Below are 21,898 nucleotides of genomic sequence, written 5' to 3' on the forward strand. Positions count from 1 at the left end.
TCGGCGTCCAGCGGAGCTGCCGCGGTGCGACAGCTCCGCCGAACGGGGTCGAGTACCTTGAGATCGGCTACTTCTTGCCAGTGAAGAACGCCTCGATATCGGGCAACTTCGCCAGGTTCTCCAGGAGCCCACGCGGATCGAAGTAGTCTGTCCACCGCGATATCTTGCCGTCGCGCACCTCGAAAACCCCTACCACCGGCACGGTGAGAATATGCTCGCCCGCCCCTGTTCGGCCCACATCGATGCGCTCGGTGAACACCACATTGCCCGGCCCCTCGGCGGCGTTGAGGATTTCTGCGGTGAGCACATAGTCCCCGAACACCTGCGCGCTCATCTCGTGCTTGGACATGATGTCCTCGATTCCCACACAGGGTGGAAAGCCCGAGTTTCCCCACACGGCGTCTTCTGTCATGGAGTTCCGGAGATGCTCCGGCACCTTCGAGATAGGTTGCTCCATTCCTTTGAGGAACGCGCGGACGACGGCCTCATTGCTCATGTCGTGTACTCCTATAGTGTTGAATGTCGTTGCTTTCAAGCAGTATTGAGCCTATTTGGCGTGGTTAGCTCGGCGGAACCCGCCACAAGTTCAGATAGTGCGCGGTGAGTCCTGCGGCACCCAGTTCACCAAAGTGACGCTGCCTTGCTGAGACTGGAAGTCGGCGCGCATCGCCATGCCCGCCTGCAGGTCGGGACGGCCCGGCAGGCACCCCGCGAAACGCACACCGGGAGCGTCGTCCAGTGCCACCAGGACCACGGTGTAGGGCACCGGAAAGGCTGGGTGTACCTGATGTTCGGCGACCGTCCAAGACACCAGGTGGCCGCTGGGCGACACCCGCTTCCACTCCACGGTCCAGGATCGGCAGCCCGGGCAATAGGAGCGGGGAAGATGGAGTACCGCACCGCACTTCGCACAAGCACATACGGCGACCTGATGGTCTTGCGCCGCCATCCAGAACCCCGCCGTGTCGGGGTCACTGGTAACCGGCAGCGGCACCGCGGCTGTGCCCACCGTCACGTGAGCTTCTCGAGCTTGGCGATGTCCATGTTGAACAGCGATGCCGCGTTACGCCACAGGATCTTCTCCTTGGTGGTCTCGCCGACGCCCTTGAGTCCCTCGTTGATGGAGAACTCGATCTCCTGCTTGTCCAAGCAGGTCTGATGCGGGTAGTCCGTTTCGAACATCAGGTTGTCCTCTCCGATGGCCTCGATGTGCCACGGCTTGAGGTCTTCGAACCAGTAGTTTGCGTAAACCTGCCGGTGAAAGTAGTCGCTGGGCAGCATGTCGCTTCCGGCGAACTCGGGGCGTTCCAGCCAGGGTTCGTACTTCTTGTAGTGGAAGTCCAGCGATTCCAGCAGAAACGGAATCCACCCGACGGCGCTTTCCACAGAGACAAACCGCAGCCTGGGAAAGCGCGCCAGCACGCCGGACATCAACAGATCGGCCAGAGTGATCCCGCTCTCCAGGAAGAACGCCGTCGTCAGCCGCGCCAGGGTGGCGCGCCAGCCTTCAACCGCGGTGCGTTCATCGTTGAGGTGCCTGCTCAGATTGCCACCGCCCACGTGGAAACTGATGGACAGGTTGGCGTCTTGGGCTGCCGCCCACATCGGGTCCCAGGCGCGGTCGGCGAGCAGCTTGTATCCGTGCTCATGGGGCTTGCCGGTCGACACCAGACCCTTGTGCCCGGCTGCGGCGCACCGCTCGATCTCGGCCACTGCCGCGTCGACATCCCAGTACGGGATCAGCGCCAGGGAGAGCAGCCGGTCGGGTGCGACGGAACTCCAGTCCAGCAGGAAGTCGTTGTAGGCCTGCAGCGCGGCGGTCTGGAACTCCAGTGCATCTGCACCGGCTGCCGCGAAGATATTGGGCCCGACGAACCCCAGGTTGGGGAAGACCGCAGCCGCCTGTATTCCGTAAGCATCCATGACCTCAAGGCGCGCCTTGGCGTCGAAGGCCGACGGATGCATCGTCGAGAACCGGTCAGCGTAGTCGGGGAAACGTGGAGACCGGACGGGCTTGCCATCCTCCCCCGGCACCATGATGCACGTGCCGACTGTGAACACCGGCTGGTCGTTCATGCACCAGTACTCGCCCTGCTTCTCCTCGATCCACTTGACCTCGGGGATGAGTTTGCCCCACCGGCTCTTCGACATCCTGCTGGTCCATAGATCGGGGGGCTCGGTGATGTGGGTGTCGGTGTCAATAATCAAGGGGGCGCCCATGTTTACTCCAAGTTGTAGCGATGCTCGGCGAAATGGTTTCTCTACAACAACGATTCCCGCCGACCATCGATCGGCACAACGCAGCGATATTCAGATGATGAGACCGCTGCGTGCTACGTGCGACCCACAACGAAGCTTGCGACCGTCGTCGCCGATCCACCGATGTTCAGCAGACCGACACGCTTGGCGTCGGCCACCTGATAGCCGCCGGCGCGTCCGGTGACCTGCCTGGCCCCGTCGAGAATCATCCGGACTCCTGTCGCCCCGACAGGGTGTCCGAGCCCGAGCAGGCCGCCGCTGGGGTTGATCGGAATCGCTCCGCCCATCTCGATGATCCCGTCGTCGATGGCCTGCCAGGACTTTCCGGGCGGTGTGATACCGAAATGGTCGATGGCCGCGTACTCCGAGATCGAGAAGCAGTCGTGGGTTTCGATCGCATCAAGTTCGTTTGGCCCGTGGCAGCGTGACCTGCGGTAGGCGTCGAGGATCGCCTGCCGCATGTGCGGGAAGACGTATTCGGCCCCCCTGCTGGCCGCCAACTTGTCCTCCAGCAGCATCGTCCCGGTCCGGTGTCCCCAGCCGAGGATGCGTGGTACCTCGTGCAGGTTCATGCCGCGTTCGCGGGCCCAGCTTTCGGTGAAGTCGGCGGTGGCCAGGACCACCGCGGCCGAGCCGTCGGTGATCCGGCTGCAGTCGTGCCGGCGAAGTGGTCCCGCCACGATCGGGTTCCGCTCGTCGTCTTCGTAGAACGACTCCGGGGGGAGTTCCCAGTCACGAGTTTGGGCCCGCGGGTTTTGACGCGCATTGGTGATGTTGATTTCGGCGATGCGGCCGAGGTGGGCGTGATCGAGTCCGTAGCGCCGCTCATATTCCTCGCCGATGCGGCCGAACATCGCCGGCCACGGAAAAGGTTCATCGACGATCTCCCTGCCGATCCACGCCGCGCTTCCCAACCGTAGGCCGGCTTCCTTCCCGCCGACGTTGCGCAGGACCTCGGCGCCGACTACCAGGGCGCAGCCGTACCGGCCACTTTCGAGGTCCGCCATCGCGGCCAGCACTGCCATGCTGCCGGAGGCGCACGCTGCCTCGTGACGGGAGGCGGGCTTGGCCACCAGGCCCTGGTCGACTGCGACCACCATGCCACCTAGCTGCCCCTGTCCGGTGAACATCTCCCCGGCGAAGTTCCCGACGTGGATCACGTCGATGTCGTCGGCTTCGACACGGGCATCGTCGAGGGCCCCTTCGGTGGCGGCTTGCAGCAACGGGAAGAACTGCGCGTCAGGTGCTTTCTGCGCGAAGTCCGACTGCCAGCCACCGAGAATGTACACCGTGTCGCTCATTGTGGTTCTCCTCTCCCAAGATTCGGCACTGAAGCACTGGTCAACTATCGGTGCGCAGGATCAGCGCGCTCGACCCCGGACCGGGCATCCCGGAGGTCACCAGGCAGGTGGCGGAGTTGTCCACCGGTGCGGTCGATTGGCCCCGGAGCTGTCGGACGCCCTCGACGATGTGGCTCAGGCCATGGATGTAGCCGTCCGCGAGGTTGCCGCCCGAGGTGTTGATGGGCAGGGCGCCATCGAGGTCCAGCGCGCCACTAGCAGCGAACGGGCCGCCCTCACCCCGTGCGCAGAACCCGTAGTCCTCGAGTTGCATCAGAACGGTGATGGTGAAGCAGTCGTAGAACTGGGCGACGTCGATCTCCTCCGGCCCCATTCCGGCTAGGCTGTACAACCGGCGGGCCAGGGCGCTGCTGGCGTTTGTGAGCGGTCCGGTCAGCAGGTTGCCCCACAGTCCGCCGTGGCGTGGAACCGATTCATCGCCTTGCGCCACCGCGCGTATCAGAATGGGGCTCGTCGCGCCGTCGCGCGCACGCTCGGCCGCGGACACGATCACGGCCGCTGCACCGTCAGTCTCCAGGCAGAAGTCGAAGCGGCGCAGCGGATCAGCGATCATCCTGGATTCGAGGTAGCCCTCCATGGTGAGCGGATGACCATATCGTTGTGCCGTGGGGTTCTGGTTGGCGCGGCTATGGCACGTCACCGCGATGTGGCCGAGTTGTTCGCTGGTGGTGCCGTAGTCGATCATGTGTTTGCGCGCGAAGAGCGCGTAGGCCATTCCGGGCGATTGCAGCCCGTAAGGTGCCAGGAACTCCAGGTAACTGCCGTTGCCGCCTACGGACTGCCCGCTGGACCATTCCCGGCCGAACCGACGGCCGGAACGCCCATTAAGCGATCGGAACACCAGCACGTTGGTCGCCTGGCCGGAGCAGATCGCGTTGACCGCCAGGCCCACCATCCCGCAGGGCGCTGCCCCTGCCCAGCTACCCGCCGCCCAGAACCCCACGTTCGGCATCCCCAGCGTGGCGGCGAGGTCGGCGTGCAACACCTCGTCCATCTCGCACCGGACGATGCCGTCGATGTCTGCGGCCTCAAGACCCGCATCGGTCAGAGCAGCCATACTGGCCTGGGCCGCCAGGGTTAGAGCGGACCTTCCCGAGTTGAAGCTGTAATCGGTGTTACCCACGCCGACCACGGCGCACCGATCGCGGGTCACCGTCGCTCCCAGGAAACCCCGGCGATCTCACGGTCCCAGGTACTCCCCGTGCAGCCCTGCTCGCGGAGCAGATATTTGTGCACCCTACCCAGCGGGCTGGTTGGTAACTCGTCGCGGAACTCGATATAGCGGGGCAGCGCGAAGTAGGGCACGCGTTCCTTCGACCATTCGAACAGAGCTCCCGGCGTGAGCTCTGCGCCTGTCCTCAACACAGCGGTGACTTTCACATCGTCCTCGGTGAGTTCGGAGGGGATGGCGTGCACCGCCACTCCAACGATGTCCGGGTGCGTCATGTAGGTGATCTCGAGCTCCTGGCTTGAGATGTTCTCGCCGCGGCGCCGGAGGTAGTCGTGCTTGCGGTCGGCGAAGTAGAAGTAACCGGCATCGTTGATCCTGCCCAGATCTCCGGTGTGGAACCACAGGTTCTTGCAGGAATCGACCATGGCTTGGGGCCGACGCCAGTAGCCCTGGAACATCACATTGGATCGCCTTGGCCGACAGACGACCTCACCCACCTGTCCAGGCGCCACATCGTCGTCTCGCTCGTCTACGATGCGTACCTCGAGGTCGTCGCTATTGATCCGGCCCGCTGACTCCGCCGGTGACTGTTCGTCGGGCCCCTGATAGGTGATGGGAAAGACCTCGGTCATGCCATAGCCTTTGGATCCCGGGACCTTCACACCGAATCGGTTGCGCCAGACATCCTGCAATGCCCCGGGAAAGGGCACGGCGTGCACCATGCGGATCTGGCCGAAGCATCGCGACATCGCCGGGCTGTCCGGCTGCTGGGCGATGATCGCCGGCAACCCCCCGATCAGGTTGACGACCCGTGCGCCGGTACGTTCGATCTCGGGCCAGAACCGTGATGCCGAGAAGCGCTTGGCAAGCGCAGCGCTCCCGCCCACCAGCATCGTCCCGATCAGCGTCATCGCGAGGACGTTGAGGTGAAACATCGGTAGCGGACTCCAGTTGAGCTCATCCCCGGTTCGCCCCGTCTGAGCAAGTCCACGCCGTGCGATGTTGATGGCATATCCGTTGCTGATCATGCAGCCCTTCGATGGACCGGTCGTACCACCGGTGTAGGTCAGACACGTGAGGTCGTCAGCGGTACCGATACGCGGCTGGAACGTTGTATCTGAAGCCATCTCGCCGAGACGTTCGACGCTAAGGTGCGCGTTCGTTTCGGATCCTCCCGGTCCCCGTTGGAGAACACACTCCACATCAGGAAGCTGTCCGGCTATCGCAGTCAACCGGTCGACCAGATCTGCCTCGGCTATGACCACGCGAGCACCGGTATCGGCCACGACGTGGCGCAGGAATTCGCCCCGCAACGCGGTGTTGGTCCCGACCCAGATGGCGCCGAGCATGTTGACGCCGAACCACGAGGCGATCGCGTCGACCTGTGTGTCCTGCAGACTCACGACGGCCTGTCCCGCACCGACGCCGCGAGCGCGCAGCATCCCAGCGAAGTCACATGAACGCTGCCAGACCTGCGCATAGCTGTAGGTGTCGCCGGCGAGATCCACGAAAATGGCTTCGGGATGCTCTTCGACACACTTCCGGAGTAGGCCGACTATCGATGTTTCAGATTTGATTTTGTTGTCTCTCATTACGATTGCTTGCCTTGGATTGTGCCGCGCTGGAACTCGTATCCCGGTCACCGGCTGATGAGGCAACGCTTTTCTGCCGTCGGCAGCACGGGTGACTCACATCAGTGCACTGCAGCTCGGCTGCGGTGAGAAGCCACTGGTTTTCAGATGACGATCCATTCCACACTGGGCACCCAACTCTTGAAAGACCCGCTACGTCGCCGCCAGGTTGATCGCATCCGATATTCGTTCGGCAGCACCGACAAGAAGGGCGTCGATCCGGTCCCGGCGCCGATGGGCGTGATCGGACCCGTAAGCTGCGCCCAGCGCTGACAGGCTTCCGTCTGCGTCCAAAGTGGTTGCGGAGCAGGAGATGCCATACTGATATTGCTGATCGCTGTACATCGGACCGGGCTGGGTGAGTTCGTCCTCCAGACGCCACTCCATCGACACCGTCTGCGACGTGATGGCGTCGAGGGGATGTGCTGACAGGTAGTTGCGACGTTGCTGCGGTTGCATTCGCGCGAGGATGCACTTCCCGATGGCCGTGGCGTGGCCCGGGATGACCATGCCCGGCCAACAATCGAACCGCGGGGTGCACGTGTTCGGGGCGAACTGCGAGATCACGATCTCATCGCCGCACAGCACCCCGACACTCACACTGACGCGCGCCTCAGCGGCGAGTTCAGTCACCTCTTCGCGGATTCGACGCAGACTACGTGCCCGGCATTCGAGTTGGGTGACAAATGTCAACTGATCGCCAAGCCGGTAGCGACCCTCATCGTCGCGCTGCAGGTAACCCTCATGCACCAACGTACGCAGCAGGTGGTAGGTCGTCGGAAGAACGATTCCGGTCATGTCGCTGAGGGCGCGCGCCGTCTGGGGCCCTCGCTCGGTCACTATCGCGACAAGGTGCATGCCACGCTGGAGACTTTGGATCAAGGTCGGCGCCGTCGCCGTGGGGTCCAACACGAGTCAGCCGCGTCCCGGCACGCACTCGGATCGGCGCCCGCCCTGGATCTCCGACAGCTCGACGCGGAACCGGTCTCCCAGCACATACGTGCCGTCATCGAGTCGTACCAGGTAGCCGTCATGCACCAGCGTGCGCAGGAGGTGGTAGGCCGTGGGGAGTGGCAGCGTCACCACCCGGGCGATCCGCTTGGCGTGCAACGGGCCCTCGCCGGCTACGACGTTGATGATCTGCAATCCGCGCTGTAGTGAGCGAACGAGTGATTTCTCTTGACTGACCACCGCAACCTCCGGCTCCGCCCAAAATGTAATGGGCTCTCACATTGCCTGCAGCGAGTCAGTGTAAGTACCTTTCACATGTGACGCAAGACACCCGCCAGAATGCAGACCACCCGGGCTTGCCAAGGCAATGTAATACCCGTTAACATTGCCGGGTGACCAGGCATGACACCGTGCGCGGTGGCGAAACGAAACGGACCTCGTACCACCATGGGAATCTCCGTGACGCTCTGATCGACATCGCGATCGAGCTCATCGACCGCGACGGCGTAGCCACCTTTTCGATCTCCGAGGCCTGCCGGCGACTGAACGTGAGCCCGGGTGCGCCCTATCGGCACTTCGCTGACCGGGAAGACCTGCTGACCGAGATCGCGATTCGCGGGTGTCAGATCCTCGTCGACCACATAGCGCAAGTCGTCGGGGACGCCACGGACCCCGTCGAACAGCTTGTCCGCGCCGCCCGAGCTTACGTGGAATTTGCGGCGCAACATCCCCCGCTGTTCGAGGTGCTCTACACCAAAGAGGTCTTCGTCGGCGGCAACGCCAAGCTCACCCAACCTGTGCGCCCCCTGGTGGAGGCGTTCCTCCTCCCCGCATTCGAGATTCCCGGCATGACCCCGGCGCAGGCCAGCAGTCTGGCGGTCAGTTCCGCCGCTGTCGCGCACGGTTACGCCGCCTTCCTACCTGCCGGCACCTTCAGCGACGCCCCCGACGCTCTCGCCATCGCCGCAGACAATGCCGCGTGTGCCACACGAGCACTGATCATGGGCCGCGCCGCCCTCGCAACCTCACCCGGGGAGCCGGGCGTTGCCCTGGCGGGACTGCCGATCCAGGCCTGGGTCGATATCGTCGCGTCGGAGAAGGCGGCCGAGCAGTGACCACCGACGCCATACCGGGTGAATACGCGACGGCACCGGCTCCCAATCAGATGTTCGACCTCACCGGCCAGACCGCGTTGGTGACGGGCGCGTCAAGCGGTCTAGGGGTCCAGTTTGCACTCGCTCTGCGCTCCGCCGGAGCCGAGGTCGTCGTGGCCGCACGCCGCGCTGACCGTCTGGCCGCGTTATGCGCCGCCCATGAGGGGCTTACGGCAGTCGCATGCGATGTCGCAGACCCCGCCTCTGTCGAGGCCGCCCACCGCGAACTGGAACAGCGGGTCGGCCCGGTTGACGTGCTGGTGAACAACGCCGGCACCAGCATCCCGGCACGCGCCGAAGAAGAGTCCCTGTCTGATTTCCAGTACGTAATGGGTGTGAACCTGGTTGGCGCATTCCGGCTTACACAGCTGGTTGGGCGGCAGATGATCCAGCGTGGCCACGGCAGCATCATCAACGTCGCATCAATTCTCGGCATGGTTGCCGCGGCGCCGAATCGGCAGGCGGCATACTGCGCATCAAAGGGCGGGCTGATCAATCTCACTCGAGAGTTGGCCGTCCAGTGGGCCCGCTATAACGTACGCGTCAATGCTCTGGCGCCAGGCTTCTTTCCCAGCGAACTCACCACCGAGCTACTCGACGATGAAGCCGGCGGGGCCTACATCCGACGAAATACTCCGATGGCGCGTGCCGGCCGTGCCGGGGAGCTTTGCGGTGCTTTGCTTCTGCTGGCCAGCGGCGCCGGTTCGTTCATCACCGGTCAGGTCCTCGCGGTAGACGGCGGCTGGACCGCGCGCTAGGCAGCGCGCGGTCCAGCCGCCGTCTACCAGTCACTATCTGAAGTTCACTGGATTGCAGCTGAGCACGTCGCGCAATTGAATTGGTGTGTTGTGGGGGTCTGACACACAGAACCTTGTCGACCGATGGCACGGCTCAGAAGGCTCTCATGATGTCCGCTGGTTCGTTCGGAAATCTGCAATGGCAACCTACCAGCGGGCGGCGGTCGCGCACATCGCTGATCCCCTCCAGCAACGACGATTTGAAAATCCACACCCAGGCGAGCGGAAAGGGAACTCGATGAGCAGCAGGTCGGTATGGCGACAGTCTGCGAACTTGTTGTCGTGGTTACGGAGAGTCCCGTCTGTGCAGGAAGGAACGGTTCCCGCACGAGTAAGAACGGCTACCCGGGCGCTTCCGGATATCAACGCGAATGAGTGCGCACTTCTCGTCTTGGGTTGCCAGAACGGCATCCTCGATGCTCTGCCGGATTCGGATGCCCTGCTCATGAAGATCAACGCCGCCGAGGACATCGTTCGCATACACGGCGGCCATGTCTACCTCGTACGGATTGCCCTGGACGACCTCGATTACCAGTTCATGCCGACCACGAACAAGGAATTCTCGATGCTGTCCCGTGACCGGCGCTTCCAGAACGACACCTCGGAGACCGCCGTCCACCCCGCACTAACGGTTCAGCCCAACGACGTAGCCGTCCGGGCCAGGCGGTTGGGAGCGTTCTCGACGACCGACCTTGATGAGCGGCTCACGAATCTCGGGGTTACCACCCTAATCCTGTGTGGAGCACACACCAGCGGCGCCCTGCTGTCCACCGTTCGCGAAGCCGCCGATCGCGACTACCGCCTGATTGTCCTTCAAGACAGCTGCGCTGATCCAGACACCGAAATCCATCGGCTTCTGATGGGGCGCATATTTCCACGACAGGCCGAAATCATCTCCGCCGACGCACTTTACAGGTCATTTGCCTCCGACAAACTGCACAGGAAACGCAACTCGACCAGGACCCCGCAGACGCTGTAGCGCCGCCAGTTCCCAGGAGGTAGGTCCGATGGACTGGTTTGACCACCAGATCGTGCAGTTCGTCATCCGATGGGCTCCCTTCGGAGGACCGCCGGACGAGGACATCCTCCCCCGTTTCGGACTCACCCCAGCGCAGCTGCATAAGCGTTTCGACGCGATCGTTGCCACCCTTGCCCAAGCCGGGCCCGGGCTAAACGAAGAAGAGGCCGAACTTCTCGCCACCATTCGTCGGCTTCCCGTGGCCTCCCGTCGATCACGGAGCAAGGTGGGCTGAACGCCACTGGGTGCACGTCGCTGGACTCCAGCCGAACTCGGAAGCCGGTGTCGACCACGAGGCGATTCGTACCGGGTGGGCTACACAAATCTGGCTTTCGAGACGCGTCGCCGGCTGCAATAACTGAGCGCGACGGCCTTCGTGCACCGGATTGATCACACGGCTCCGACTCACGCGGGACAATGGAGTGCCGCATGCCAGGACCCTCTCGAAAGGCAGCCATGGCCGATGCCTACCAGCCCCAGCCCGCCGGTGAGCCGGAATTGGTGCCGGTGCTGGCGGCGCACCGCATCGACAACGAGGCGCTGACGACCTACTTGTCCTCAGCATTGGAGGGCTTCACCGGCCCGCTGACGATCCGGCAGTTCCAGGGTGGCCAGAGCAACCCCACCTATCACCTGCAGGCCACGAGCGGAACCTACGTCCTGCGCAAGAAACCGCCGGGGATTCTGCTTCCGCGCGCGCACGCCGTGGAACGCGAGTACCGCATTCTCGCCGCGCTCGCCCAGACCGACGTTCCCGTACCGCCGGTGCGGCTGCTGTGCGCGGACGAATCGGTCATCGGGACGCCATTTTTCGTCATGGACCACATCGGCGGGCGCGTGTTCCCCGACCGCGTCATGCGAACCGGAACCCCCGCCGAGCGATCCGCGATCTACGAGGACCTGGCGCGTGTGCTCGCCGTCCTGCACCGAGTCGACTGGCACGCAGCGGGTCTCGCAGACTTCGGTAGACCCGAGAACTACCTGGCGCGCCAGGTAGCCCTGTGGACCCGGCAGTGGGAGGCCGCCAGCGTCGAGGAGATGCCTGCCATGGAGTGGCTGGCCCGCTGGCTGCCCGAGCATCTGCCCCCGGACGAGCCGGCGACGATCGCCCACGGCGACTACCGGTTGGGCAACGTCCTGATCCATCCCACCGAGCCGCGGATCGTCGGGGTGCTGGACTGGGAACTGTCCACCATCGGACAACCGCTGGCCGATCTCGGATACGCCTGTCTGACCTACCACTTTTCCGAGGGGCCCGACAGCGCGGCGGGGGTGGCCGGTGAGGACCTGACGGGCACCGGGATCCCCGACGAGCGTGCCTTCGTGGCGAGCTACTGCCGCCACCTGGGCCGGGAGAGACCCGCTTCTCTCGATATCTTCCTGGTGTTCTCCCTGTTCCGGCTGGCATCCATCGGGGCCGGGGTCTACCGCCGCGGACTGGACGGCAACGCCTCGGACTCTCGTGCCGGTACTTTTCGCGACCGGTACCGCAGGCTGGCCGCCGTGGGCATGGAGCTTGCGCAGCGCATCTGACGGGCGAGCGGGGCCAGCGCTCCACAAGGTTCAAGAGTGCCGGAGACGTTCGGCGTTTCCGTGGGCGATCATTGGCCGATCGGTTTCGGAGAGGGCGGACTGCGAACACCCAGTACCGGCTGCCGGCGTCGACCGTGACTCCATCCCCTGTCCCACGGCCAGCGGCGGTTATCGTCGGTCCACACCAGTTGGTGCGCGCTCACCTGCTCGCCGCAGAGCGCCACCGCGAAGGTCAAGTGGACGTCGGGATGCTCCACCTCGACCACCTCGAGGAGAAACTCCCCCTGGAAGTCGATGCGCATGGCGGGTTGCAGGTCAATGCCGTCGTCCACGATCTGATGTGCCATCGAGTTCAGCAGGCGCGCCGAGGTCTGCGGCTGCAACCCCGTTATCAAGAGCTCGGGCAGACCCCTACTGTGCAGGCCGATCGTGTACGCGAACGGTCGGCGTTCACTTTCGACGAATTGGACTGCCCACCCGTGACGTCTGATCGTGCTGCGCAGGATATCCAGGTACTCCTCGATCGTGCCGTCGGGGTGATCACACTGCCAGCACATCCGGTCCCCTTCCGTAGTGGTTACGGACAAGCCTGCAGCCGCCCACCGACAGTTCCGGGCGTCGACGCCCACCAGGAGGTCACGGGGCCTCGCGCGGTCCGCCGGGTACCTCCGCCTCTCACGCGGCGGTCGACTGGCGACGCACATCGCAGTGCAGTGCCGCGCCACCGGCGCGTTAATGTGCTGTGGTCGGCTTCCACGAACCAGCCGATAGGAAAGTTGGGCATATTCCATGACCGCAGCACCGGAAGCATCGGCGCTCGAAGCGCGACTCGGCCACTACTACGAGGCGGACGACACCTACCTGGTCGGCCGCGAGAAGGTCCGCGAGTACGCGCGCGCCGTGCAGGACTACCACCCCGCGCACTGGGATTCCGCCGCTGCCGCCGAGCTGGGCTATTCGGGCCTGGTGGCCCCCCTGACGTTCACCTCGACCCCGGCCATGGCCTGCAATCGCCGCATGTTCGAGTCGGTGGTCGTCGGCTATGACACCTATATGCAGACCGAGGAGGTCTTCGAGCAGCACCGCCCGATCGTGGCCGGCGATGAACTGCACATCGACGTCGAACTGACCTCGCTGCGCCGGATCGCCGGCCGGGACCTGATCACCGTCACCAACACGTTCACCGACACCGCCGGCGAGCGGGTGCACACCCTGCACACCACCGTGGTCGGCGTGACCGCCGAGGACGTCGACCCGGCGATCAAGACGGCGGTGCACAACGCGATGATGCACGACGTCAACATCCTCGGAATCGGCGAATCCGAAGCCGGCTACCGCAAGACCGTGCGCCCCGAGGGTGAGGTTCGCATCTCTGAGGGAGGGTGGACCCGCGCCCCGGGAACTCCGTCGTTCGACGACGTCTCGGTCGGCGATGAGCTGCCGACGCGCCACACTCGGCTTTCCCGCGGTGACCTGGTCAACTACTCCGGGGTGGCCGGCGACGCCAATCCGATCCACTGGGACGAGGACATCGCCAAGCTGGCCGGACTGCCTGACGTGATCGCCCACGGGATGCTCACCATGGGCCTGGGCGCCGGATTCGCCTCCGCGTGGTCGGGTGACCCCGGGGCGGTCACCCGCTACGCGGTGCGGCTGTCGGCACCGGCGATCGTCTCGGCGACCGAGGGCGCCGACATCGAGTTCAGCGGCCGGATCAAGTCGCTGGACCCGGAAACCCGCACCGGGGTCGTCCTCGTCGCCGCGAAATCGGCCGGCAAGAAGATCTTCGGTCTGGCCACTATGGACGTTCGCTTCCGCTGACCCCACCACGCCCGGGGATGCCGGGAAACGATCTGAGCCCCGGAGCGACCCTGGTCAGCGGCCAGGTGAGCACCGCGGTGACCAGGCTGCACAGGCTCTGGGCCACCGAGGGCGGCACATGGTCGGGGTCCATCAGATCGTTCTCGGCCAACGGGCCCGCGTCCGCGGCGACCATGAACGGCGTGAACTCACGCAGCGAGCGGCCGGTGCCGCGCAGCGCGTGCACCGCCAGCAGGAACGACCCGGTGCGCGCGAGCTCATCCCGAAACACCGCCGGCGTCACGCCCAGGTGCTCGGCCACCAGGTCGTCGCGCGTACCGAGGATGTGTCGGCGCACATCCTCGCCGGCCGAGGCCGGTGCCTCCAGCGCGAGGTCACACTCGCTGTCGAAGCCCAGGGACCGATTGTTGAGGTTGGACGAGCCGATCCGCAGCAGCCGGTCGTCGATCACCATCACCTTGGAGTGCACATAGACCGAGGACCCACCCTTGACGGCCGGCCAGAACACGCCGAGCCTGCCGTGTTCGTCGGCGTCCCACAACAGCCTCAGCAGGAGTTCGCGCGCGCTGTCCATCGCCTGCTGTTCGAGGGGACTCTCGCCGCTGCGCGGCAGCACGATCACCACCTCGGGGCCGTCGGACTCCCGCAACCGAACGGCGATCGCCTCGGCCAGGCTGCGCGCGGCCAGGTACTGGTTCTCCAGGTAGACGACATCGCGGGCCGACGCGATGGCCGCCAGGTTCAGCGCCTCGATCTCCCGGACCTCCTCGCGGTCGGGCAGCACCGGCAGGGTGCGCGCGATCCCCACCTGCACGCGCCGCAGCGACGGCGCCAGCCGGGCCGGCCAGGCCGTCGTACTCGGCTGCAGAGCGGCCAGGGTCTCCCCGGTCGCGGCCTGCCACCGGTCGCGGGCGACGTCCGCCAGCGCGCGGGCGGCATCGCCGTCGACCACGGCGGCCACCTCGTGGCGTGGTCCGTACGGCTGCCCGGAGGTCCGGCGCCGGGGATCGTCGGGTGCGTGCGCGCGGGTGTCCCAGCGCTCCAGGGTGATGTCGATGCCGCCGCAGAAGGCCACCGCGTCGTCGATCGCCACGATCTTCTGGTGATGTACCGCACCGGGTGGATGGGCCCCGTCGACCGCCAGATGCAGTCGCCTGGAGGTGAGTTGATTGAGGACGGCGACCGGAGCCAGACCGAACCAGAAGCCGTCGAGCGCCGGCAGCAGTCGCAGGTTGGACTTGAGGAGATACACCTGCAGATCGGGTCGGCGCCACAGCAGCCAGTGCAGGAACAGGCCCAGGCTGTTCGGCCCCGCCAACGTCGTACCGCCCTGTTCGAACGTCGTGCGGGCGTCGAAGTCCCAGCCGATCAGGATGATCCGGCGCCGCGCCCGCAGCATCGCGGCCTTCACGTGCGCCAGGTAGTCGGCACCGTCGAGGACGGGGGCGAACCGGTCGGCCCGCGCGGTGCGCCAGCACGTCCGGCCGGGGACCAGCAGGGGCCCGCCGCCAGGCCCGGCCGGTGCGCCGTGGTCCTGCTGCCGATCCGACACCGATGGCCTCCCGTCCGGACAATCGGTCCGACCGCGCGCCGGTCGGCCCCGATCAGCGTCCCATCGCAGAGTCACCGTCCGCCACCGCGGGCGAACCGCTGCACCCGTCAGTGCTTGGCAAAGACGGGCATCACGCTGGCGTCGCCGTAGTCCTCGATGTCCTTGACGTGCTTCAGGGTCTCCATGTCCTCCTCGGAGATCTCGAAGTCCACATCCGCGTTGTTCCTCATGTGCTCGGGATTCGCCGTCTTCGGCAGCGGAAGCGTGCCGAGCTGCAGGTCATAGCGGATCGAAAGCTGCGGCACCGAGACACCGTACTTGTCGGCGAGCGCTGCGACCCCTTCGTTCTTCAGCAGCTCGCCGTGCGCCACCGGCGAGTACGCCTCGACGAGCATGCCCTGCTCCTGGGTGTAGCCGATCAGCTCGTGCGGGGTGTTGCTGATGTGGGCCAGGATCTGGTTGACCATTGGCCGCACCGCCGCGGATTCGAGGATGTTGTCGATGTCGGTCCGCTGGAAGTTCGACAATCCGATGGCCCGCAGTTTGCCGGCCCGATAGGCCTCCTCGAGCGCCCGCCACACCTCCCGGTTCTCCGCGAAGAAGCGCTCGTCACCGCCGAACTCGCCCCACGGCTGGGGGCTGTGGATGATCATCAGGTCGACGTGGTCCAGGCCCAACGTCGCCAGCGACTGATCGATGCTCTCGGCGGCCGCCTCGTAGGACTTCGCACCGGCGTCGACCTTCGTCGTGACGAAGATGTCCTCGCGTGTCGCACCGCTGCTCCGCAGGCCCTCGCCGACACCCTGTTCGTTGCCGTAGGCCTGTGCGGTGTCGATGTGGCGATAGCCGATCTCGAGCGCGTCCCGCACGGCTCGCGCGACGTCGCCGTTGTCGATCATCCAGGTGCCCAAACCGAGCTTGGGGATCTGCACCCCGTTGGACAAGGTGTAGTTCTCTTGCAGTATCACCACTCGTCTCCTTTCGATGACGCTGACACGTGTGGCTCCGCGTGCACTCCGCCGGATTCCCGGCCGACACCTTGCGGCCCCGGCCGGCACGGTGTGCTCGTCTACTCCCACTGAACACCGCGCACCGGCGCGGCGCCAGGGTCCGGCTATCCGCGTACTGGCAGTACACCTCGTGGTGGGGGCGTGGTGCCGGCGATCCTCGATTCCGGTCCCGAGCCCCTACCCGAGGAGGACGAGAACGGCCACGAGCACGCCGACGACGGCAAAGGCCAGCGCCGTACTCAGGACGAACAGCCCACCGCGGGCCCGCAGGATGGCGAACCCGGCTTCGGTCTCCCGGACGTATCGGTGCCGTGACGCCGCCGCGAATGCGGCCACCACACCCGCGCAGATGAGGAAGATCCCGAGTACGCCGGTGATGGTTGTGTGGACGAGAATGATGACGGTGACGGCGAACACGCCGCCCAACCCGAGCAACGCCATCGCGCGCTGCAGATGATTGCGCTCGAACGGGTATTGGTTCCCCCACAGCTTCCCCGGCTTCGCCGTCATCGCGGCTCAACCCCGCGGCGTGAGGATGAGGACGATGACGCCGGCTCCGACGAGGAGGATGGCCACGATGCCGAGCAGGGGCGCGCTGAAACCGGGCAGCGGCAGGCGCAGGCGCAATGCGCGCTCGGTCGCCCACCACCGCCGGACACCGAGACCGCAGGTGCCGAAGGCGATGGCCACGAGCCCCAGGGCGAGTATCTGGCTTCCGAACGTGGGGTGCTCGAGAAAGAGCCGGTCGATGGCGACGGCACCGGCGAGCAGCGTCACCGCCAGGCGCAGCCACGACAGGTAGGTGCGCTCGTTGGCCAGGGTGTAGAGCGGGTCGGGCTCCCGGCCCACGTCGTAGACCCCGCGCGGGGAGCGCGGACCGCGCTCCGGGTCGCCGTCGAAGTCCATCACCTCGTTGTCGGCCACCCCACCACGGTAGCCCGCGGGCCGGCACCCTCCCGCGATCAGCAGCCCGGCCGCGTTGGCGCGCAACGTCGTCAGCCGCGTGCCGCGGCGCCCCGACGTCCTGGCCCGAGTTCATCGCCCGAGAGGCGAGCGGATCACTCCGCCTCGAGCCGCCTCAGGGCGCGGAACGCATACGGAGTGAGCACGGCGATGAGGACGAAGAACATCACGAACACCGCCCAGAAGTTCAGCACCCCGTGCCACGCGAACGGACCGGTGCGGGCGAACGGCACCAGGGTCAGGGGGACGTAGACCGCCGCGGTGAGGAAGCAGACATAGCCGACCCACCGCGGGAAGAGCGGAACCGGGCGCCGGTCCATCAAGATCGCGATGCCGAGTGCGACGCTCTGCAGGAACGAGAACATGAAGGTCAGATCGAAGAACAGCCACCCGAAGTCGTACAACGTCTGGACGGTCTCGGGCGAGCGCGCCTCGGAGCGGAAGGCAGCCGTCTGCCAGACCACTGCCGGCACGGCGGTCACCACCGCGGTCATCAGCCCGCCGATCAACTCCGTCATGGACAGCGGCCCCATCGGGCCTTCCATCCGGGAGATGATCTTGGACAGTGCAATGCTCCATGTGTAGTAGCACGGCGCACCGACGACCATGAAGACCATGCCCACCCGGATCGCGGTCTCGTGCTCCCTGAAGTAGGCCGCGATGCTCGCGGCGTCGAGATCCTGGCTCGGCGGCGGCCAGAAACCCGCGAAGACCGCGAAGCCCAGCAGCCCGAAACCGACATAGAGGCAGACCGTCCACAGCGCGACCCTGAGCAGCCGGTAGTCGGTGTGCGTCGCGGGCGTCCCCCGCCCGGTCGCGGACTGATCGAGCGCAGTGGCCATGGTCTTCCCTCCAGCAACTCCGTGCGCCGGCCTCTTCGGGGCCGCGCGGGGCGGTATCCCGATCATTAAATCGAACATAGAATAGAGATACGAGCGGTTTCGGCAGATTCCCCCGAACCGGCATACGACCGGCGCCGCGCCGATCGCGGGCGCGCCGGGTTCGCCCGACCGGCGCAACCCGCCGAATGGACGACACCGCGGCCATGGAATTATCTAATCTGTAGTAAATTACGGCGGCTCCGGTCTGCCGATCGCGTGCCACGAACGGCGAAGGAGCGCAGCATGAGCAAGCCGACCGGGGGAACCGGAACCGATCCCGCTGCGGGGATGTGGGCATGCCCCGACGACGTCGCCGCCTGGCTGGCCGGGCACGCGCCCGAGGTCAACCCTCCCCTCACGGTCTCCCGGGTCGGGATCGGCCAGTCGAACATCACCACGCTCGTCGTCGACGAGGCCGGGCACGAGTGGGTGATGCGCGAACCCCCGCCCGGCTCGGCCAACGGCAACGCCCATGACGTGGAGCGTGAGGCCCACATCCTGACGGCACTGGCGACCACCGACGTTCCCGTGCCCCGTGTCGTCGGTACCGGCAAGAGTCCCGCCGGATCGCCGTTCCTGATGATGGAACGCGTTCAGGGGACCCCGCTGGAAACCGAGGACGAGGCCCGCACCCTGAGCCCGGCACAGCGCAGGGAACTCGGCATCTCCGTGGCCGAAACTCTCGGCCGACTGCATCGGCTCGACGTTTCCACACTCGGCATCACCGCCTCGAACACACCGTATGTGGTGCGGCAGCTGCGGCGGGTCAGCGCGGCCTGGGAACGGGTCGGCGCCGAGAGCAGACACGACCGCGCCTGGCGTGCCGTTTACGCCGGGTTGTCGGATCGGATGCCCGAACCCGCGCCGCCGGTGATCATGCACGGTGACTATCGACTGTCCAATCTCCTGGTATCGGAGGGACGCATCACGGCGGTGCTCGACTGGGAACTGTGCACCATCGGCGACCCGTTCGCCGATCTCGCATGGCTACTGGACGATTGGCGTCCTGCCGACGAACCCGCGATCGTGATGCCCAGCCCCACGCGGGCCGGCGAGTTTCCCGACCGCGATGAGATGGTCGCCGTCTACCAACAGATCACCGGGTTCGGGACGGCCGATCTCGACTACTATCGGGCGTTCTCGCAATGGCGCGCGGCCAGCCTGCTGGAGGGCGTACGCGCCCGCCGAATCGCCGGAGCGATGGGCACGCATGCGTCCATCGAGCCCGAGCACCTCGAGCACTCGATCGGCGTGCTACTGGCGTCGGCGGCGACGCATCTCGCACGTACCGGGTGAGTGCCGTCACTCCTCGGGCACCTCGGCAAGACCGTGCCGAATCACGGATTGCGCGTTGCGCACGACCGATTCCACCGAGCCTCGGCGTGGGTTCCACCATTCCACGGCCCAGTTCAGCGCTCCCAGAACCAGCATTTGGGCGATGTAGAGATCAAGCTCCGGCCGCAACACCCCGTCCCGGGCGACATCGTTGATCAGCCTGCGCCAGATTTCGCCGTAGCGCTCCTCTTCGAGAACCTGTCGCTTCCGGATGCCTTCCGGCACCTGGCCGGCATTCCGGATGGCTGCGGTGGTGTAGTGGGATATCTCCAGTTCGTGCCGCAGGTGCGCCTCCGCGGCGACGAGCAACCTGTCCAGGGCCGCCGTCCCGTCCGGAACCTGATCGAGCACCTTCGCCACATGCGCCCGCATGTCGGCGATTCCGGCCCACATCACCTCTTCGATCAGTTCGTCGCGCGAGGGGAAGTAGTAGTAGATCGCGGGGGCCTGAAGGTCGGCCTCGGCCGCCACATCCGTGAGGCGCAGACCGGCATAACCACGTTCGGACAAGACGCGAGCCGCGGCATCCAGGATCCGCGAACGTGTCAACGCCGACTTAGATTCCGACTCCGACCCACCCGAAACAGCTTCCTCGGCCGCGGCCGGGAGCCGGGTACCTTGTCTGGCCATCCACAGATAATACGGCGTACGCGACGAACTCATCGACACGCCGACCCACGGGGATCGACCATTCGACCGGCGCGAGTGGTCACTCCGATTCCTCAGCGAAGACGCCCTGGCCGGTGCCCGCGTTCCTCAACCGAGGTGAGGCCGGCTCGCCGATGAACTTAATCTGGAATAGAATGTTGCGGTGAAGAGCCAGCGCAGGCGTCGCTCCATCTCGATGACGACGGAGGAGCTCAACGATTTTCTGGCGCACCAGCGCACGTGCCGGGTAGGCACGGTCACCCGGTCCGGGCAACCGCACGTGACACCCCTGTGGTTCGCCTGGGACGGCACCTCGCTGTGGCTGTATTCCATCGTGAGCAGCCAGCGCTGGACCGATCTGTCCCACAACCCGCTGATATCGGTCTCCGTCGACGCCGGCGAAGACTACGGCGAACTACGCGGTGCGGAGATACTGGGCACCGCGGCGGTCGTCGGTGAGGTTCCGCGCGTCGGCCAACCCCACGAGGCCCTGGTCGAGCCGGAGCGGCTGTTTGCCGAGAAGTACTTCGATGGCGCCGGATTCGTCAGCGACGGGCGACACGGCTGGCTCCGGGTGTCGCCGACCAAGATCAGCAGTTGGGATTTCCGCAAGCTCGGGTGAGCGGCGGAGCGGCACGCGGATCACGCCCAGAGATCACGCGGTTCACGCGAAGAGATACAGTCCGATCAACACCGCGGCCACAGCGACATTCCAGGCGGCGAAGACCGCCGTGAGAGCCAACGGCGCGTGGCGTAGTTCCATGAAGTACCTGCCCACGAAGTGCACCTTGGCGAACGCGATGACGATGATGCTGATCGCCGCGTAGTGGTCCGGCAGTTCGTGTCCGACACCCAGGGTCCAAGAGGCCAGCGTGGCGACCACGAGTGCCAGCCACACCAACGAAATACGATCGCGCAGAAGTGATACCAGCATCATTTCACCAGGTAGAGAAGTGGGAAGATCACGATCCAGAGGAGATCGACCATGTGCCAGAAGCTCGCGGCCCCCTCCATGTAGCCCTCTTCGCGGCCCGTGAGGGCCGGCCGTCGAGTCAGCTTGACGATCAGCCCGAGCAGGGCCATACCGATCACGACATGGAGAAGGTGGAGGCCGGTCATCACGTAGAAGTACATGAAGAACTGGTTGGTGCCCGGCACGATGTCGTGCGAGATCTTCTGGCCGTACTCGATGGCCTTATTGGCCACGAAGACGACACCGCATGCCATGGCCGCATAGACGAGTCGACGTGCCAGCACGTGTGCCCCCCTGCGCACTGCGCGAACCGCAGTCACCACGAGCAGCGAGCTGGTCAGCAGGACGAAGGTGTTGATCACACCGAACGTCTGGTTGAGCCTGAGCTGGGACTCGTTGAACAGGCCCGGGTCTTCTCCGCGGTAGTAGAGATAGACCCCGAACAGGATCGCGAACACGGTCATGTCACCGAAGATGAAGACCCACACGCCTTCTTCACCGGGAATGCGGCGTTCCGGCGGTGTCGCCGCCCTCGCGGATACCGGGCTACCCGCCCCCGCGGTACTCATCCTTCCGCTGTGCGGGTCGCGCGGCCGCCACCGGCGCCGCCTTCGCAGTTTCCTGTCCCGCCCATGGACCGTTGCACGATTCCGCAGCCCTTCGTCGTTGAGGTGAGCCGTCCGCAGGTAAATTTAACATGAAATAAAAATCTGGGTAGGGTGCGGGGTATGTCGTGTGAGCTCAGCGAGGAAGAGACCCTGCTGGTCGAGACCGTGCGCTTGTTTGTCGATCGGGAGGTCCGCCCGAGTGTGCGTGAGCTCGAGCATGCCAACCAGTACC

At 65.4% G+C, this 21,898-nt stretch carries 26 protein-coding genes; 9 read left to right on the plus strand and 17 right to left on the minus strand.

Going from position 1 to position 21,898, the window contains the following annotated elements:
• Positions 1 to 67: 67 nt before the first annotated feature.
• The 8 genes from CSR00_RS17130 to CSR00_RS17165 form a co-directional block, all read right to left on the minus strand.
• Entirely contained in the window at positions 68 to 496 is a 429-nt protein-coding gene (locus CSR00_RS17130; protein WP_099023622.1) for a limonene-1,2-epoxide hydrolase family protein, read from the minus strand.
• Between the two features lie 90 nt (positions 497 to 586).
• Entirely contained in the window at positions 587 to 1,015 is a 429-nt protein-coding gene (locus CSR00_RS17135) for a Zn-ribbon domain-containing OB-fold protein (RefSeq protein ID WP_245906157.1), read from the minus strand.
• Positions 1,012 to 2,220, minus strand: coding sequence for an amidohydrolase family protein (locus CSR00_RS17140; RefSeq protein ID WP_099023623.1), 1,209 nt, complete (start codon positions 2,218 to 2,220; stop codon positions 1,012 to 1,014). Before CSR00_RS17140 ends, CSR00_RS17135 begins: the two co-directional genes overlap by 4 nt.
• A 113-nt stretch (positions 2,221 to 2,333) precedes the next feature.
• Complete coding sequence (locus CSR00_RS17145; RefSeq protein ID WP_099023624.1) at positions 2,334 to 3,560, minus strand: acetyl-CoA acetyltransferase; 1,227 nt, start codon at positions 3,558 to 3,560, stop codon at positions 2,334 to 2,336.
• A 40-nt stretch (positions 3,561 to 3,600) separates the two neighbouring features.
• Positions 3,601 to 4,773, minus strand: coding sequence for a thiolase C-terminal domain-containing protein (locus CSR00_RS17150; RefSeq protein WP_176562112.1), 1,173 nt, complete (start codon positions 4,771 to 4,773; stop codon positions 3,601 to 3,603).
• Positions 4,770 to 6,383, minus strand: a complete 1,614-nt coding sequence (locus CSR00_RS17155) for an AMP-binding protein (RefSeq protein ID WP_099023626.1) — start codon at positions 6,381 to 6,383, stop codon at positions 4,770 to 4,772. The genes CSR00_RS17150 and CSR00_RS17155 overlap by 4 nt, the downstream gene beginning before the upstream one ends.
• 192 nt (positions 6,384 to 6,575) lie before the next feature.
• A complete protein-coding gene (locus CSR00_RS17160; RefSeq protein WP_099023627.1) occupies positions 6,576 to 7,334 on the minus strand; it encodes an IclR family transcriptional regulator in 759 nt (252 codons plus the stop codon).
• 3 nt (positions 7,335 to 7,337) lie between these two features.
• Positions 7,338 to 7,613 (minus strand): helix-turn-helix domain-containing protein, encoded by a 276-nt coding sequence (locus tag CSR00_RS17165; protein WP_281259730.1) that lies wholly within the window; start codon positions 7,611 to 7,613, stop codon positions 7,338 to 7,340.
• A gap of 152 nt (positions 7,614 to 7,765) precedes the next feature.
• Between CSR00_RS17165 and CSR00_RS17170 the strand changes: the two genes are divergently transcribed.
• The 5 genes from CSR00_RS17170 to CSR00_RS17190 all read left to right on the plus strand — a co-directional run bounded on the left by CSR00_RS17170 (position 7,766) and on the right by CSR00_RS17190 (position 11,875).
• Positions 7,766 to 8,488, plus strand: coding sequence for a TetR/AcrR family transcriptional regulator (locus CSR00_RS17170; protein WP_099023629.1), 723 nt, complete (start codon positions 7,766 to 7,768; stop codon positions 8,486 to 8,488).
• Positions 8,485 to 9,285, plus strand: a complete 801-nt coding sequence (locus tag CSR00_RS17175; protein WP_328514723.1) for an SDR family NAD(P)-dependent oxidoreductase — start codon at positions 8,485 to 8,487, stop codon at positions 9,283 to 9,285. Before CSR00_RS17170 ends, CSR00_RS17175 begins: the two co-directional genes overlap by 4 nt.
• 343 nt (positions 9,286 to 9,628) lie before the next feature.
• Positions 9,629 to 10,303, plus strand: coding sequence for a cysteine hydrolase family protein (locus CSR00_RS17180; RefSeq protein WP_176562115.1), 675 nt, complete (start codon positions 9,629 to 9,631; stop codon positions 10,301 to 10,303).
• 28 nt (positions 10,304 to 10,331) lie between these two features.
• Positions 10,332 to 10,577 (plus strand): hypothetical protein, encoded by a 246-nt coding sequence (locus tag CSR00_RS17185; protein ID WP_099023632.1) that lies wholly within the window; start codon positions 10,332 to 10,334, stop codon positions 10,575 to 10,577.
• Between the two features lie 221 nt (positions 10,578 to 10,798).
• On the plus strand, positions 10,799 to 11,875 hold the full coding sequence (locus CSR00_RS17190; protein WP_099023633.1) for a phosphotransferase: 1,077 nt from the start codon (positions 10,799 to 10,801) through the stop codon (positions 11,873 to 11,875).
• 68 nt (positions 11,876 to 11,943) lie between these two features.
• On the opposite strand, the gene CSR00_RS17195 is transcribed toward CSR00_RS17190, so the two are convergent.
• Positions 11,944 to 12,432, minus strand: coding sequence for a DUF4262 domain-containing protein (locus tag CSR00_RS17195; RefSeq protein WP_099023634.1), 489 nt, complete (start codon positions 12,430 to 12,432; stop codon positions 11,944 to 11,946).
• 232 nt (positions 12,433 to 12,664) lie between these two features.
• On the opposite strand from CSR00_RS17195, the gene CSR00_RS17200 reads away from it, so the two are divergent.
• Positions 12,665 to 13,696 carry a fused (3R)-hydroxyacyl-ACP dehydratase subunits HadA/HadB gene (locus CSR00_RS17200; protein ID WP_099023635.1) on the plus strand — a complete coding sequence of 344 codons (1,032 nt, stop codon included), beginning with the start codon at positions 12,665 to 12,667 and terminating at the stop codon, positions 13,694 to 13,696.
• On the opposite strand, the gene CSR00_RS17205 is transcribed toward CSR00_RS17200, so the two are convergent.
• From CSR00_RS17205 to CSR00_RS17225, 5 genes are all read right to left on the minus strand, one after another.
• Positions 13,674 to 15,248, minus strand: a complete 1,575-nt coding sequence (locus CSR00_RS17205) for a phospholipase D-like domain-containing protein (protein ID WP_245906158.1) — start codon at positions 15,246 to 15,248, stop codon at positions 13,674 to 13,676. The genes CSR00_RS17200 and CSR00_RS17205 overlap by 23 nt on opposite strands.
• 107 nt (positions 15,249 to 15,355) lie before the next feature.
• Positions 15,356 to 16,219 carry an aldo/keto reductase gene (locus tag CSR00_RS17210; protein ID WP_218014510.1) on the minus strand — a complete coding sequence of 288 codons (864 nt, stop codon included), beginning with the start codon at positions 16,217 to 16,219 and terminating at the stop codon, positions 15,356 to 15,358.
• Between the two features lie 216 nt (positions 16,220 to 16,435).
• Positions 16,436 to 16,768, minus strand: coding sequence for a hypothetical protein (locus CSR00_RS17215; RefSeq protein WP_099023636.1), 333 nt, complete (start codon positions 16,766 to 16,768; stop codon positions 16,436 to 16,438).
• A gap of 6 nt (positions 16,769 to 16,774) precedes the next feature.
• A complete protein-coding gene (locus tag CSR00_RS17220) occupies positions 16,775 to 17,182 on the minus strand; it encodes a YidH family protein (RefSeq protein WP_218014511.1) in 408 nt (135 codons plus the stop codon).
• Between the two features lie 134 nt (positions 17,183 to 17,316).
• Positions 17,317 to 18,063 (minus strand): hypothetical protein, encoded by a 747-nt coding sequence (locus tag CSR00_RS17225; protein WP_099023637.1) that lies wholly within the window; start codon positions 18,061 to 18,063, stop codon positions 17,317 to 17,319.
• A 282-nt stretch (positions 18,064 to 18,345) separates the two neighbouring features.
• Here CSR00_RS17225 and CSR00_RS17230 point away from each other — a divergent pair, with 282 nt between their 5' ends.
• Positions 18,346 to 19,398 (plus strand): phosphotransferase family protein, encoded by a 1,053-nt coding sequence (locus CSR00_RS17230; RefSeq protein WP_099023638.1) that lies wholly within the window; start codon positions 18,346 to 18,348, stop codon positions 19,396 to 19,398.
• 6 nt (positions 19,399 to 19,404) lie between these two features.
• On the opposite strand, the gene CSR00_RS17235 is transcribed toward CSR00_RS17230, so the two are convergent.
• A complete protein-coding gene (locus CSR00_RS17235; RefSeq protein WP_099023639.1) occupies positions 19,405 to 20,067 on the minus strand; it encodes a TetR/AcrR family transcriptional regulator in 663 nt (220 codons plus the stop codon).
• 181 nt (positions 20,068 to 20,248) lie between these two features.
• On the opposite strand from CSR00_RS17235, the gene CSR00_RS17240 reads away from it, so the two are divergent.
• Positions 20,249 to 20,707 carry a pyridoxamine 5'-phosphate oxidase family protein gene (locus tag CSR00_RS17240; RefSeq protein WP_245906159.1) on the plus strand — a complete coding sequence of 153 codons (459 nt, stop codon included), beginning with the start codon at positions 20,249 to 20,251 and terminating at the stop codon, positions 20,705 to 20,707.
• A gap of 42 nt (positions 20,708 to 20,749) precedes the next feature.
• On the opposite strand, the gene CSR00_RS17245 is transcribed toward CSR00_RS17240, so the two are convergent.
• Both CSR00_RS17245 and CSR00_RS17250 read right to left on the minus strand, forming a co-directional pair.
• Entirely contained in the window at positions 20,750 to 21,019 is a 270-nt protein-coding gene (locus tag CSR00_RS17245) for a cytochrome C oxidase subunit IV family protein (RefSeq protein WP_176562116.1), read from the minus strand.
• Positions 21,019 to 21,546, minus strand: coding sequence for a cytochrome c oxidase subunit 3 family protein (locus CSR00_RS17250; RefSeq protein WP_245906160.1), 528 nt, complete (start codon positions 21,544 to 21,546; stop codon positions 21,019 to 21,021). The genes CSR00_RS17245 and CSR00_RS17250 overlap by 1 nt, the downstream gene beginning before the upstream one ends.
• A gap of 240 nt (positions 21,547 to 21,786) precedes the next feature.
• On the opposite strand from CSR00_RS17250, the gene CSR00_RS31290 reads away from it, so the two are divergent.
• Positions 21,787 to 21,898 (plus strand): acyl-CoA dehydrogenase family protein (locus tag CSR00_RS31290; RefSeq protein WP_141564358.1); only part of this gene is annotated, 112 nt, incomplete at its 3' end.

Origin of the sequence: Mycolicibacterium palauense, assembly GCF_002592005.1 — a bacterium.
In the GTDB taxonomy this organism is placed as follows: Bacteria; Actinomycetota; Actinomycetes; order Mycobacteriales; family Mycobacteriaceae; genus Mycobacterium; species Mycobacterium palauense.